Consider the following 14,223-nt stretch of genomic DNA (forward strand, 5'->3'; position numbering starts at 1 on the left):
GGGCTTCACCGTTCGACTTGCATGTGTTAAGCACGCCGCCAGCGTTCGTCCTGAGCCAGGATCAAACTCTCCGTGAATGATTACTCGGCCCACTGATTAGAAGGGGCCGGTTCACACCCGCGTTGAGCGGCACGGCAACCACCGGAATAGGGCGGCCCCGCGCACTGCGTCCTCGCTGTGTTATTTCAAAAGGAATCTCCAACCCCAGAAGAATCTGAGGCCGGGGATGTCAACATATCTGGCGTTGACTTTTGGCACGCTGTTGAGTTCTCAAGGAACGGACACTTCCTTCGGACCGCCTTCCAGCGGGCCCTCCGGGCGCTTCGTTCTTTCGTGTTCCCAGCTTATCAGATGTTTTCCGCTCCGTTTCCGGCGCTTCGTTCATCCAACTCGCTGGTGTCTTCTGCGGCTTGACGCCCCGTCCGACGTTCCAAACTCTAGCCCATCACCGCTCCGAGAAGCGAATCCGGCCGCAATCCATATAAACGGACACGCCGAATAAGACCCGAGCCGCGCCGCCGAAAAAGGCAAAGCACGACCCGGCCCGAACCGGGAAGTGGTGTTTCCAGGGATTGGCCGCTCCGGGACCGTCCGCGCCGATGCGTGTCCGGTGCTCCCTGCCGAGCGACTGGGCGACAGTACTCCTCTTCCACGCCCCAGAACAAATTGCCCCGCCCTGCCGCGCAGATGTCTCCGCCAACTCCCGCACGGCAGCGCGGCAACGAACGTCGGGTCAGTTCGGCGTCTCCGGCACGGCCTCCGGCACGGCCACCGGCGACGAGCCGCCGGGCACCAGCAGGTGCGGCGTCCCGCTGCCGTCCGCCGGCACGCTCCAGACGTCGGTGCCCTTCCCGTCCTGGCCCGGCAGCGCGTAACCGAGTGTCCCCCCGTCGAGCCAGGCCGCCTGGTCGTCCACGCTGCGCGGCTCGGCCAGCGGGTACTCGCGCATGCCCGCCAGTTCCAGGACGTGGAGCCGCCAGGGCGCCGCCGGGTCGGCCGAGACCTTCTTCTTGAAGGCGATCCGGGTACCGTCCGGCGAGAGCGAGGGGCACTCCACGTTCTCCCGCAGCGTGCGGGCCGACCACGCCCGGAGGTCGCCCTCGACCAGGTGGGTCCGGCCGCCGGTCGAGACGGTGGCGTAGAAGCGGTTGTCGTCGGCGGCGAAGGTGACGCCCCAGTAGTTGACGTCGGCGGCGTGGTAGCGGGTGCCGCCGACGGTCAGCGGGATGGACTCGACCGACTTGACCAGGTAGCCGGTGCGCAGGTCCAGGATCGAGGTCCGGGTGGAGAAGGTGCCGGCCGCGTAGGAGTCCCCCACGGCGAAGGTGGTCCAGGAGAGCAGGTGCCCGGAGGCCGACACCCGGGCCCGGTTCGGGATGCCGGGGACCGTCACCGTCTGGAGCTCGGTGAACCGCCGGTCGTACACCACCGCCTGGGTGCGGGCCGGGGTGCCGGGCAGCGCCCGCAGGCACAGGGCCCGGTCGCCCGCGGCGTAGAAGCGGACGCAGGACGGGCCGTCCGGCGCCCCCGGGCTGCGGGCGACCCGTCCGGTGGCGGTGTCCCGGTAGTACAGCCCGGGTCCGTCCAGGGTGAACGAGCTCTCGGCGGCCACGAGCCGCTGCCCGCCGCCGCGCTGCCTGGCGTGCAGCACGTACCCCAGCGAACCGCCCAGCAGCACCAGGGCGGCGGCGATCAGCACCACCGAACGCGCCTTCACGAGGCCTCCCCCTCCGGCAGGATCCGCCATGCGGCGGCGAGTGCGGCGGCCAGCGCGAGTGCGGCCACCGTCAGGGCCGGGCGCGGCCCCCACCACGTCCAGGCCGCGCCGAAGCCGGCCGCACCGACCAGCCGGGCCAGCGCCTGGCCGGTCTGCAGGACGGCGAGCCCGCCCGCCCGGCCGTCGGGCGGCAGCACCGGCCCGGCGAGCGCCATCAGCACACCGTCCGTGGCGGCGTAGAAGACGCCCAGGAGGACCAGGACGAGTACGGCGGCCGGCCATCCCGGCGGGGCGGTCATGGTGAGGTAGGCCGCGAGCAGCGCACCGTGCCCGCAGAGGAACGGCGTGCGCCGCCCGGTCCGGTCCGCGATCCGGCCCGCCGGTACGGCCAGCAGCAGGTAGCAGGCCGCGGCACCGAGCGGCAGCAGCGGGAAGAGCAGGGGCGGCAGGTCCAGGCCGCGTTGGAGCAGTAGGTAGAGGAAGGAGTCGCCGATCGTCGCGGCACCCAGCAGTGCGGCGGCCGTGACGATCCGCCGGAACACCGGATCCCCGAGGGCCCTGCTCCTCCTCCTTCCGGCCGGCCTCGGCCCGGCGGCCGCCACCGCCACCGCCGGCCCGGCCGGGACGAACAGCACCAGCACCAGCACGCCGAACAGCCCGGTGGCGAAGCTGACCACGAAGACCGCGTCGTACGCGTCGGCCGTCGCCCACAGCACCACGAACGCGACCAGGGGTCCGAGCAGCGCCCCCGTGGTGTCCATCGCCCGGTGCACGCCGAACGCCCGGCCGAGCGCCTCCGGCGGTGCGCTGAGCGAGATCATCGCGTCCCTCGGTGCGGTCCGCACGCCCTTGCCGAGCCGGTCGGCGGCCAGCGCGGCGGCGATCCCTCCGGCCGCCCCGCCGGCCAGCAGCAGCCCGAGCCGCGAGAGCGCCGAGAGCAGGTAGCCGACCCCGGCGACGGTCCGGTGCCGGCCCCCGCCGCGGTCGGCGAGCCTGCCTCCGAGCAGCCGGACCACCGCCGTGGCGCCGTTGAACAGCCCGTCGAGGAAACCGAATTGCAGTGGTGAGAGGCCGAGCCCCAGCACCAGGTAGAGCGGCAGCACGGCGGTGACCATCTCCGAGGAGACATCGGTGACCAGGCTGACCGCGCCGAGCGCGATGACCGTGCCGGGGACGCGTCGCCCCGGCCCCGCGGGGCGGGGCGACGCGTCCGGACGGCGGCCGGTGGTGGCCAGGTACATCATCAGTGGCAGCTGTACTTCGGGCTGGCGTCCTTGACCTGGCCGTCCGTTCCGACGTAGCTCCAGCCGTAGCCGGAGTCGGTGAAGTCCAGCTTCAGCACGCCGTACTCGCCGCTGATCCGCTTCTGGCTGTTCGGCTGGACCTGCTCGATCGGGTACGGCTCGGCGCCGCCCATCCCGCCGACGATCTCGACGATCCCGTCCGCGGTGGCCTTCCCGTCCGGGTCCTGCGGGGCGAACCGCTCGTAGTGGTGGTCGTGCCCGTTCAGCACCAGGTCGGCCCTGGCGCCGTAGAGGATCTTCCACACCGGCCGGGAGACCGGGTCGTTGCCGTGCCCGCCCGAGGAGTACAGCGGGTGGTGCCAGTAGGCGGCGACGCACTTCTTCGCGTTGGCCGCGAGGTCGGCCTTGAGCCAGTCGATCTGGGCGCTCTGGTCGAAGGCGTTGGAGTCCAGGGCGACGAAGTGCCAGTTGCCCTCGTCGAAGCTGTACCAGCTCTTCCCCTGCGGGTAGGCGATGCTGCCGAAGTACGCCTTGTACCCGGCGAGCGACCCGGCCGGGTCGTAGGTCTCGTGGTTGCCCGGCACCGGGTGGGTCTTCGCCTTGAACGCCCCCCAGGTCTTGTCGTAGTAGTTGCGGAAGTCCGCCAACCGGGCGTCGTCGTACTGGTTGTCACCCATCGTCAGGTAGAACTTCGGGTTGATCTGCTGGGCCAGCGCGGCCGTCTTCGGGTGCGCGCAACCGCTGTCCGAGGCGGTGCACTGTGCGGCGATGTCGCCAGCGGCCACCACGGTGAACGCCCCGCCCGGCGTGGGCGTCGCCGTCGGCCCGGTCGGTGAGGGGCCGGTCGGCGAGGGGCTGCCGTCCGGCACCCCGTACACCTGCATCTCGAACAGCGAGTACCCGTACGACGTCCCGCGCGCCGTCCCGTACATCCGGACGTAGCGGCCGTGGCCGGCCAGCCCCGTCCAGTCGTCCGTCCCGCCGTTCCCGGCCTTCTCCTCCGCCAGCGTCGTCCAGGTCACCCCGTCCGCCGACACCTCCACCCGGTACGCCTTCGCGTAGGCGGACTCCCAACTCAGCTTCACCCGGGAGATGCTGACGCTCGCTCCGAGATCGACCCGCAGCCACTGCGGGTCCTTCCCCTCCGCACTCGCCCACCGCGTGGAGGCGTTCCCGTCGAACGCCTTCCCCGCCGCGTACGACGACCCCTCGGTGGACGAGGCCGTCGCGGCCTTGCCCTGGGAGACCAGCGGATCGGCCGCCGCTCCCGCCCGCCCGGACCAGCCGAGCAACAGGCCGCCGAGCAACGCGAGCACGGCGGCGAAGATTCCGACACGAACAGGCCTTGCCGAGACACCCAGACGCATCCCTGGACTCCATGACCTTGAGAAACGGCGAGAGCTGGACTCCGGTCCACACCGCACGAACTCACCGGGCAGCGGCGACCGCAACACCGTGGCGGCCGGGTCAGAGCTCTCACTGAGCGCGTCACGCCCCATCCGGCACGGGCGCCGCGCCAAGCCGCCAGCCGACAGCGTAATAGAAAGTAAAGTTCCCTACCAATAGTTGGGCGGCACCGACTTCGCCCGTCTCCGGGCCCGGCGCACCACGGGGGTTGAGGCGGCGTCGGGCCGCTCCGCCGCGGCCGTCCCGCCCGGCGTCCTCCCCGTACCCGCAGCGCCCGGCCGGGCCGGCGGCCACCGCCCGGGGCCGATCCGGCCGCACTGATCGTTACTGCTTGACAGGGTGCGTAATACTGTAACGCGCACGGCCCGGGCGTCGTCGGAGCGGGCAGCGCCATCGGGGCCTCGCGGGTCCAGCGGGTCCCCTCTCCTCCCAGCTCGGAGCACGACATGCACCCCTTCCTCGACCAGCCGGGGCCGCTGGCCTTCGCGCACCGGGGCGGCGACCTCGGCCACCCCGAGAACTCGCTCGCCGCCTTCGAGGCCGCCGTCGCCCTCGGGTACCGCTACCTCGAAACGGACGTGCACGCCACCCGCGACGGAGTGCTCGTGGCCTTCCACGACTCCCGCCTCGACCGGGTCACCGACCGCACCGGCGCGGTGGCCGAACTGCCCTGGGACGCCGTCAGGCAGGCCCGGATCGGCGGGACCGAGCCGGTGCCGCTGCTGGAGGACCTGCTCGACGCGTTCCCCGGGGCCCGCTTCAACGTCGACGTGAAGGCCGCGCCGGCCGTCGGGCCGCTGGTCGAGGCGGTCCGCCGGACCAACGCCTGGGACCGCGTCTGCGTCGGCGGCTTCTCCGACAGCCGCCTCGCCGCCGTCCGCGCCGCCGCCGGCCCCCGGCTCGCCACCTCGCTCGGCCCGCGCGAGGTGGCCCGGCTGCGGCTGCGCTCGCTGGCCGGGCCGCTGCTGCGGGGGCGCGGGGCGCCGTTCGCCGGGGTCTGCGCGCAGGTGCCGGAGCGGCACCGCGGCGTGCGGGTCGTCGACCGGGCCTTCGTCCGTGCCGCCCACCGTCTCGGTCTGCAGGTCCACGTCTGGACGGTGGACGATCCCACCCGGATCAGGGCTCTCCTCGACCTGGGTGTGGATGGCATCATGGCCGATCGCATCGACGTCCTGCGCGACGTCCTCGGTGAGCGCGGCTGCTGGACCGACGGCAGCACCGGCTCCAGCACGAAGATGGGAGCCTCATGAACACCACGGCCCACCTGTCGGACCGTCTCCCGGACCATCCGGCGACCACCACCACCGACGACCGCGCCCTGCGCCGGATGCAGTTCGGCTGGTACATCAACGACTGGGCCAACGCCGCCTTCTCGGCCACGGTCCTGACGGTCTTCCTCGGGCCCTACCTGACCTCGGTGGCCAGGAACGCCGCCGACGCGGCCGGCGACGTGCACCCGCTCGGTCTCTCGGTCCGCGCGGGGTCGTTCTTCCCGTACACGGTCTCCTTCTCCGTCCTGATCTCGGTCGCGGTGATGCTGCTGACCGGGACGGTCGCGGACCGCACCGGGCGGCACAAGGAGCTGATGTGCGGCTTCGCGTACGTCGGCGCGGTCGCCACGATGGGGATGTTCCTCCTCGACGGCGACCGCTACCTGCTCGGCGGCGCGCTGCTGGTGGTCGCCAACATCGCGTACGCGGTGTCGGTCGCGCTCTCCTACGCCTACCTCCCCGGCCTGGCCTCCCCCGACGAACGCGACGCGGTCTCCTCCAAGGGCTGGGCGTACGGGTACGCGGGCGGCGGCCTGCTGCTGGTCGTCAACCTGGCGTTGTTCGAGGGCCATGACGCGCTCGGCCTGTCCTCCGGCACCGCCGTGCGCATCTGCCTGGCCTCGGCCGGCCTGTGGTGGGCGCTGTTCACGATCGTCCCGATGCTGCGGCTGCCCTCCCGGGCCGGGGCGACCCCCGAGCGTGCGGCGCCCGTGCCGGACCGGCCCACCGCCGGCAGCCTGCGCGAACTCGCCCGCACCCTGCGCAGCATGCGCGACCACCCGCTCACGCTCCTCTACCTGGGCGCCTTCCTCTGCTACAACGACGGCATCCAGACCGTCGTCTCCCAGGCCTCGCTCTACGGCAGCGAGGAGCTCGGCATGGACCAGACCTCGCTGGTCGCCGCCGTGCTCCTGGTCCAGATCGTCGCGATCGGCGGCGCGCTGCTCCTCGGCCGGATCGCCCGCCGGTACGGCGCCAAGCGGACCATCCTCGGCTCCCTGGTCGGCTGGGTGGTCACCGTCGGCCTCGGGTACCTCATGCCGGCCCACCGGCCCGCCTGGTTCTTCGCCCTGGCCTGCATGATCGGCCTGGTGCTCGGCGGCAGCCAGGCGCTCTCCCGTTCGCTGTTCTCCCACCTCATCCCGGCCGGCCGGGAGGCCGAGTACTTCGCCGTCTACAAGGTCAGCGACCGCGGCACCAGCTGGATGGGCCCGCTGGTCTTCGGCCTCGCGTACCAGATCACCGGCAGCTACCGCTCGGCGATCATCTCCCTGCTGGTGTTCTTCGTGATCGGCTTCACCGTGCTGGCGACGGTTCCCGTCCGCCGGGCCGTCGAGGCCGTCGGCAACCCCGTCCCCGAGCGGCTCTGACGGACCGGGACGACCCGACCGGCCGGGCAGCCCGGTCGGGTCGTCCCGGTGCCCCCGGGATCGGGGAGCAGCGGGGCCCGGCCGGTCCGCCGGGCCCTCACGAGCCGGCGGTGGCCGCCTCCAGGGTGGTCGCCATGACCGGGCTGGTGAAGGTGTTCGTCGCGTCCCCCGAGGAGGGGTGGTAGGAGCCCCACTTGAGGTAGTTGCGGTCGCCGTCCCAGGTGGTGCCCTTGAAGGTGCCCGAGCCGGTGGTGAAGGTCTGCTTCACACCGTCGAACCAGAAGTCGATGGTGCCGTTGGTACGGCCCAGGCGGATCTTCAGCGCGTAGGAGTGCCACTGGTTGTTGGCGGTCGGCGCGGTCCACAGCTGGTGCGCGACGTGGTTGACGTCCCACTCCTGGAGGCGGATGCGCCCGGTCGTCGCGTCGATCTCGATCGGGTGGTTCGCCGTGTCGGTGCTCGGCGAGCACTTGAGCTGGAAGACGTAGCGGCTGTTCGAGTCCTTGATGTCCACCTTGGACGACCAGCCGAGGTAGAAGGTGTCGCCCTCCTTCAGGTCGGGGCCGACCGTCTCGCAGCGCTCCTCCCCCGCGGCCTGGAACGCCCGCCACACACTGCCCTTGACGGAGTCCTTGACGACGCCGAAGCCGCCCTGGGCGCACTGGACGGCGGCGAAGGAGGACGGTCCCTTGCTGGTGCTCGGGGTCCACAGGACCTTGCCCGCGGCGGCGGCGGAGCTGCTGGCGGTGGCCGAGCCGCAGGAGATCGCGAACGTGGTGAGGGCCACGAGGCCGAGGGCGGTCTTGCGGTACCGGGACAGAAACGACATGCGTCTCCCTGGGGATGAGTGGCCGGAAAGGACGCCGTCCGGGCCGGTCGGCCGGGGCGCACGGAGCGATTCGACCACCTGACGGACTGTCGGGCCAAGCGGGCCGGCCGGCTGCGGCCCTTTCGGGCACGTCCACCGGCCGGCCGGGGGCACCGCGGCGGGGGCTGTGCGGACGCCCTGGACGCACCGCACCACCCCGGCCGGGCGTACCGCTACCGGGTACGCCGCTCCGCCCCGCCCGGTTCCCCGGAGTTCTCGACGTCCACGTCGTCCACGTCGTAGGAGGAGGTGCCCGCGTCCAGCAGCGGCTCCTCCGTCTTGAGGTGCGCGGGGGCCAGCGCCCGCAGCACGTGGTAGCCGGTGATGACGACCAGGGTGCCCAGCGCGATGCCGCTGAGGCTGAAGGTGTCGCTGAACTTCAGGGTGACGTTGCCGATGCCGATGATGATGCCCGCGGCGGCCGGCACCAGGTTCAGCGGGTTGCGCAGGTCCACGTCGGACCGGATCCAGATCTGCGCGCCGAGCAGGCCGATCATGCCGTACAGGATGACGGTGATGCCGCCGAGCACCCCGCCGGGGATCGCGGCCACGACGGCGCCGAACTTCGGGCAGATGCCGAACAGCAGCGCGAAGCCGGCCGCGGCCCAGTAGGCGGCGGTGGAGTACACGCGGGTGGCGGCCATGACGCCGATGTTCTCGGAGTACGTGGTGTTCGGCGGGCCTCCGAGCGCGGTCGAGAGCATGGAACCGACGCCGTCCGCGGAGATCGCGGTACCGAGCTTGTCGTCCAGGGTCCGGCCGGTCATCTCCCCCACGGCCTTGACGTGCCCGGCGTTCTCCGCGACCAGCGCGATCACCACGGGCAGGGCCACCAGGATCGCGGACCACTGGAAGGAGGGGCCGTGGAAGGCGGGCAGGCCGAGCCAGTCCGCCTTGCCGACGCCCGACAGGTCCAGGCGCCAGTGGTCGGTGGCCTGTCCGCTCGCGTCCACCGAGTGGATCTTCCCGAAGACCCGGTCGAACAGCCACGAGATCCCGTAGCCGAAGAGCAGCCCGAGGAAGATCGCCACGCGCGACCAGAAACCGCGCAGGCACACCACCGCCAGCCCCGTGAACAGCATCACCAGCAGCGCCGTCCACTGGTCCTGCGGCCAGTAGGTCGAGGCGGTGACGGGCGCGAGGTTGAAGCCGATCAGCATGACGACGGCGCCGGTGACGATCGGCGGCATCGCCGCGTGGATGATCCGAGCCCCGAACCGCTGGACGGCGAGGCCCACCAGGAACAGTGCCGCACCCACCACGAACACGGCGCCGGTGACCGTCGCACTGGTGCCGCCCTGCGCCCGGATCACCGCGGCCACACCGACGAAGGACAGCGAGCAGCCGAGGTAGCTGGGCACCTGACCGCGGGTCGCCAGCAGGAAGATGACGGTCGCGACGCCGGACATCATGATCGCCAGGTTGGGGTCGAGCCCCATCAGCACGGGCGCCACGAAGCTCGCGCCGAACATGGCCACCACGTGCTGGGCGCCGAGCCCCGCCGTTCGGGGCCAGGAGAGTCGTTCGTCGGGGCGGACGACCGCTCCCGGTGCGGGCGTCCGCCCGTCACCGTGCAGTTTCCAGCGCACGCCGAGATCCATGGGGGAGATCGCTTTCTCTGTACTTCCGGTGGAACCTTCCGCATCATTCTCCGGGCCACCGGATCCTCCGTACGCCACCGCCCCCGGCTCCCGGCCTGCGCACTCACCCGGCGCGGGCGGAGTGAGGCCGCGTCAGGAGCCGACGGATCCCACGGCGCCGCCCACCGCGGGCAGCAGCGGTGGGCGGCGCCGGGCCGGCATCGGCGTCCGACGGTACGGGCGGGCCGGTGCCGGCCCGCCCGTACCGCCGGACGCCATGACGCGGCGGCGGACTACCGCCTCGGCCCTGCCACGGCGTACGCCACGGTGCCGGTCGCCAACAGGGCCCACGCGATCGCGGCGGACGCCGACGTACCGGGGGGAAAGAGCATCCAGTGGACCACCTCTCCCACCGTGCCGTCCGGAACCGGAACGAGGAGTGTGACCGCGAGCCACGCGGTCGGCAGGGTCCACGCGAACTGGGCTCCGAACAGCGCCGCCCCGAGCGCGGCCAGGCCGACCAGGCCCGCGCTGTCCCGGACGACGACCGCGGTGGGGGCGAGCTCCACGCCCACCGTCTGGACGGTCAGCAGGGCCAGGCCGGCGACCGCACCGATCAGCAGCACGTGCGCCGCCCGGCGGGGCATCCACCGGATCGCCGCCGTCCGCTCCAGCGCGACGTCCCACCCGCCGAGCCCGACCGAGGCGGCCGCCACGTTCGCGGTGAGGACGAGGACCGCCGTTCCCAGGTCCACCGGGCCAGGGCTGTGCAGGGCCCACAGCGCCAGCGAGACGAGCGCGACCGCGGCGGCCGAGCCGGGCACCTGCCGTGAACGGGCGTACAGGGTCAGCCACCTCATCGGGACGCCTCCCCCGTCAGCAGCAGACGCTGACCGTGCCGCGAGCAGGAGAAGGTGGCGGCCCGCAGCTGGGCGATCCAGGAGCGCTGCTCGGCCGGTGACACCGCCATCAGCTTCTGCCAGGCCGCGTCGGCGTCCGCCCAGGTCTTCTGCGAGTACACGTCGGCGCCCTTCTCCTGCAGTGGTCGGAGCTGGGAGTCGTGGAGGGCCCAGCTCACGGCGATGCTCTGGAGCGCGACGTCCTCGCTTCCCCCGCCCTCCCGGTCGCTGTACCCGTGGCAGTTCGGAGCCAGCCCCTGGGAGATCAGTGCGCGGGTCAGCACCTCACCCGTCGCATCGGCGAACAACCGTTCGTCGAAGTCGACCAGCACCACGTCGGGGGAGAGCTCGCGGTCCTCGCCGAGCGCGCGCAGCCTGTTGTCCTCCCGCACCGAGTGCGGTGCCTGCTCGCCCAGGACGTCGCGCAGCACGCGCAGCGCCTCCGTGCCGCGCAGCGCGAGCTCGGGCAGGCGTGAGCGGTTCGCCTGCGTCACACACACCGGTCCGTCGCAGACCAGGGCGGCGGCGGCCTTGTCGACGACGTAGGTGTCGCGGGCAGCAGCCGGCAGGACCAGCAGGGCCAGGGCCGCGCCGGCCAGGACGGGGACCACCCCGAGCAGCCGGGCCCGGCGGGTCACCGCCGACAGCAGGACGAAGCCGGTGGCGAGCAGGCCGAGCAGCCAGAGCGTCTGGCCGAGGTGCACGCGGCCGGACAGGGTCAGCAGCATCTCCCGCGGCTCCACGACCGTCGGGGACAGCTGGGCGAGCCGGTTCGGCGCGATGCCCGACGGCAGTTCCCCGGAACCGTCCTGCCGCAGGAGGAGGCCCGTCATCATGAGGAACAGCACCACGAGCGTCGGCGGGGTGAGCACGGAGGGCAGGGCCCGCGCGACGCCCATGCCGAACACGGCCCCCGCGACGAGGGCCAGTGCCGCCACGAGCGAGATCGGCAGCCACCCGAGCGACGTGTAGGTGGTCCGGCCGAGGGCCACCTGGACTCCGCCCACGAGGACCACGAGCCCGAAGCCCGACACCAGCGCGAGCGCCATCGCACCGGTCGGCAGCGCCGCACGGCGCCAGGCCGGCAGCGGCGTGGTCGTCAGCAGTTCGGCCGTCCGCGAGCGGGACTCGCGCAGCCCGTACACCGCCCCCATGCCCACCACGAGCGGCCACCAGAAGGCCAGCAGGTACCGGGTCCACATGGCCATGGCGGTCCACTGGGCCGTCCACCCCGCGGTGCCCTTCCACCAGATCCCGTCGATCAGGAAGAAGACCGCCAGGCTGCCGCCCAGGACGACGACGCCGGCCCACGGGGCGACGGAGCGCCTCAGTTCGATGCGCAGGACACGTCCGTTCACCAGTTGCCTCCCGGACGGACGGAGTCACTGAGCAGCGCCGAGTAGCCGCGCTCCAGCGGGCTGTCGCCCGGGTGCTCGGTCCCGCCCGCCGCGGCCAGCTGCTCCGGCGTGCCCTGGAAGACGAGGCGGCCGTCGGCGAAGAGCACCACGTCGGAGCAGGCGGCCGCGACGTCCTCGACCAGGTGGGTGGAGACGACCACGCAGGTGTCCCGGCCCAGTTCCTGCAGCAGTTCGCGGAAGCGCAGCCGCTGCGCCGGGTCCAGGCCGGCCGTCGGCTCGTCCAGCAGCAGCACCGCGGGATCGTTGACGATGGCCTGGGCGATGCCGGCCCGCCGGACCATGCCGCCGGACAGCGTCTTCATCCGGTGGTCGGCGCGGTCCGCCAGACCCACCCGTTCCACGGCCCGCTGGACGGCCGCGGGGACCTCCGCCTTCGGCACCTCCTTCAACCAGGCCATGTACTCGACGAACTCACGCACCGTGAAGCGCTTGTAGTAGCCGAAGTCCTGCGGCAGGTAGCCGATCCGGCGACGCAGGGCCCGGTGGTCGCCCAGCCCGCCGGCCGCGGTGCCGAGCAGCTCCAGTTCGCCCTCGGTGGGGCGCAGCACCGTGGCCAGCGTCCGGATCAGGGTGGTCTTGCCGGCTCCGTTGGGCCCCAGGAGGCCGTGGGTGCCGATGCCCAGGGAGAGGTCGAGCCCGTCGACGGCCATCTTCTTCCGGCCGACGCGGACTCTCAGCCCGGCGGCCCGGATCTCCCAGGCGTAGGTCTTCGGCGCGGTGTCGGCCACGCTCGTCTTGAGCGGCATGCAAAGGTCCCTTCCGAGGGTCGGTGGTGGTTTCACAGCGTTGAGTACGCGTTCCTGCGGACGATCACGGCGCCGGTGCCGAGTGCGAGGAGCACTCCCCACACGGGCAGCCGGTCCGACTCCAGGACGAGCTCCAGGGCGAGGGGGACACGGCCGGTGGCCCAGGCGGGTGTCACGACGACGACGCCCCACGCGACCGCCAGCCCGATGGCGGCGCGGGTCACACCGACCACGCTGCCCAGCGCCAGGGCGGTGGAGGTGAAGGCCAGGGAGGGCAGCAACCACTGCGCGGCCGTCATGGTCCCGGTCAGCCATCCCCCCACCAGGAGCGCCGGCAGGACCACCGCGAGGACCGCCGTGGTGCGCCGGAGGAGCAGGGGCAGGCCGGACCGGGCGGTCGAGGCCGTCAGTTCGTACGCCGGGTCCAGGCTGCGCGACCACGACGCGGCGACACCGCACAGCGGCAGCACGGGCGCGATCGCCACCAGGGGGGACGCGCCGCCGAAGAACGGCGGCGACGCGACCGCGTCCAGCAGCAGCGCCGCCAGGGTGACGACGCCGGTCATGGCCAGCCAGGGGGCCATGACCGGCGTCAGCCAGGTCGAGACCCACCTCGGGCGGTACCGCCGCGAGGGCGCCCTGACGGCCGCGTCCAGCTGCGGTTCCAGACCGGCCCGGACGGTGCCGAGGAGCGCGGTGAGGTCGGGAGCCTCCGTGGCCACGGAGGCTGCCAGGTGGCTCCGGCACGGCGCGCACGTCTCCAGGTGGGCCTCCAGCGCCCACACCGTGTCCGTGGCCATCGTCGCGTCACCACGTGCGTAGTCGTCGATCAGCCGCTTCGACGGGTGTTCCCCGCTCCTGACGATCCGCTCGCTCATGCGCCCACCTCGCTTCGCTCGGCAGACGCTTCGCTCAACGCGCACCTCTTGATGACTCTCTCGCTCCGCTCGCTCATGCCAGCGCCTCCCGCATCGCGATCCGGGCCCGGCGGGCGCGGGTCTTGACCGTGCCTTCGGGCAGTCTGAGCAGGACGGCGGTCTCCCGGACGGAGAGCCCGTCGAGCACCGTCGCCTGCAGTACCTCGCGGAGTTCCGGGGCCAGTCGCCGCAGGGCGTCGCCGACGTCGCCGCCGACGGTCCCGGCGAGTGCCTCCTCCTCCGCCGCGGGCACCACGGCCCGCTCGGCGGCGGCGACCGGCGGTTCGGCGTGGTGGGCGCGGCGCCGGAACGCGTCGACGAGGCGGCGCGCCGCGATCGTCCACAGCCACCCGACGGCCGTCCCGCCGACCGCGCTCCCGGCGAACGCGTCGGCCGCGCGCCACACCGCCAGATAGGTCTCCTGCATGACCTCGGCGACGATCTGCTCGTCCGCGCAGCGGCGGCGCAACCGCACCGCCAGCCACGGCGACGTGCGCCGGTACAACTCGTCGAACGCCCCTCGGTCGCCCCTGGCCACGAGCTTGACGAGGCGTTCCTCGTCCAGCTCGTCCAGTGCTCTCCTGCGTGATCTCACACCAGCCAGACGCCCGATGCGGCGCGCAGGTTCTTCATCCGCCGTGACCTGCGTCACAGTCGCCGACCCCGGCCGGCGGCCCCGGGGCCGACCCCGCGGCAGGTGCCGGGGAGTCGGGGCTCCCCGATCCTGACGCCCACCGGACCACGGCCGCCCGCGGGCGGGGCCGCAGGTCGCGGCGGGTGCGGTGG

Annotated in this window: 12 protein-coding genes; 2 read left to right on the forward strand and 10 right to left on the reverse strand. The window is 72.7% G+C overall.

The annotated features are described in order from the left end of the window. Positions 1–733 precede the first annotated feature (733 nt). The 3 genes from C2142_RS03820 to C2142_RS03830 are packed head-to-tail and all read right to left on the reverse strand — an operon-like array spanning position 734 to position 4,328. Positions 734–1,747 (reverse strand): hypothetical protein, encoded by a 1,014-nt coding sequence (locus C2142_RS03820; protein ID WP_148641079.1) that lies wholly within the window; start codon positions 1,745–1,747, stop codon positions 734–736. Next, positions 1,714–2,958 carry an MFS transporter gene (locus tag C2142_RS03825; RefSeq protein ID WP_148642162.1) on the reverse strand — a complete coding sequence of 415 codons (1,245 nt, stop codon included), beginning with the start codon at positions 2,956–2,958 and terminating at the stop codon, positions 1,714–1,716. The genes C2142_RS03820 and C2142_RS03825 overlap by 34 nt, the downstream gene beginning before the upstream one ends. A gap of 2 nt (positions 2,959–2,960) precedes the next feature. Further along, positions 2,961–4,328 carry a discoidin domain-containing protein gene (locus tag C2142_RS03830; protein WP_148641080.1) on the reverse strand — a complete coding sequence of 456 codons (1,368 nt, stop codon included), beginning with the start codon at positions 4,326–4,328 and terminating at the stop codon, positions 2,961–2,963. Positions 4,329–4,814: 486 nt separating this feature from the next. Here C2142_RS03830 and C2142_RS03835 point away from each other — a divergent pair, with 486 nt between their 5' ends. Both C2142_RS03835 and C2142_RS03840 read left to right on the forward strand, forming a co-directional pair. After that, positions 4,815–5,618 carry a glycerophosphodiester phosphodiesterase gene (locus C2142_RS03835; protein WP_148641081.1) on the forward strand — a complete coding sequence of 268 codons (804 nt, stop codon included), beginning with the start codon at positions 4,815–4,817 and terminating at the stop codon, positions 5,616–5,618. A 77-nt stretch (positions 5,619–5,695) separates the two neighbouring features. After that, a complete protein-coding gene (locus C2142_RS03840) occupies positions 5,696–7,009 on the forward strand; it encodes an MFS transporter (RefSeq protein WP_241003109.1) in 1,314 nt (437 codons plus the stop codon). 97 nt (positions 7,010–7,106) lie between these two features. Here the strand turns inward: C2142_RS03840 and C2142_RS03845 are convergent, their stop codons facing one another. The 7 genes from C2142_RS03845 to C2142_RS03875 all read right to left on the reverse strand — a co-directional run bounded on the left by C2142_RS03845 (position 7,107) and on the right by C2142_RS03875 (position 14,032). Continuing rightward, a complete protein-coding gene (locus C2142_RS03845) occupies positions 7,107–7,838 on the reverse strand; it encodes a heparin lyase I family protein (protein WP_148641083.1) in 732 nt (243 codons plus the stop codon). 212 nt (positions 7,839–8,050) lie between these two features. Then, positions 8,051–9,478 carry a solute carrier family 23 protein gene (locus C2142_RS03850; RefSeq protein ID WP_148641084.1) on the reverse strand — a complete coding sequence of 476 codons (1,428 nt, stop codon included), beginning with the start codon at positions 9,476–9,478 and terminating at the stop codon, positions 8,051–8,053. Positions 9,479–9,750: 272 nt separating this feature from the next. After that, positions 9,751–10,317 carry a hypothetical protein gene (locus C2142_RS03855; protein WP_148641085.1) on the reverse strand — a complete coding sequence of 189 codons (567 nt, stop codon included), beginning with the start codon at positions 10,315–10,317 and terminating at the stop codon, positions 9,751–9,753. Then, a complete protein-coding gene (locus C2142_RS03860; RefSeq protein ID WP_148641086.1) occupies positions 10,314–11,714 on the reverse strand; it encodes a hypothetical protein in 1,401 nt (466 codons plus the stop codon). Before C2142_RS03860 ends, C2142_RS03855 begins: the two co-directional genes overlap by 4 nt. Next, complete coding sequence (locus C2142_RS03865; RefSeq protein ID WP_148641087.1) at positions 11,711–12,520, reverse strand: ABC transporter ATP-binding protein; 810 nt, start codon at positions 12,518–12,520, stop codon at positions 11,711–11,713. Before C2142_RS03865 ends, C2142_RS03860 begins: the two co-directional genes overlap by 4 nt. 32 nt (positions 12,521–12,552) lie before the next feature. After that, a complete protein-coding gene (locus C2142_RS03870; protein WP_174315577.1) occupies positions 12,553–13,398 on the reverse strand; it encodes a zf-HC2 domain-containing protein in 846 nt (281 codons plus the stop codon). Between the two features lie 73 nt (positions 13,399–13,471). After that, positions 13,472–14,032 carry an RNA polymerase sigma factor gene (locus C2142_RS03875; protein WP_174315578.1) on the reverse strand — a complete coding sequence of 187 codons (561 nt, stop codon included), beginning with the start codon at positions 14,030–14,032 and terminating at the stop codon, positions 13,472–13,474. Positions 14,033–14,223 lie beyond the last annotated feature (191 nt).

The sequence above is a fragment of the Streptomyces sp. CB01881 genome, assembly GCF_002953255.1.
Classification (GTDB): domain Bacteria; phylum Actinomycetota; class Actinomycetes; order Streptomycetales; family Streptomycetaceae; genus Kitasatospora.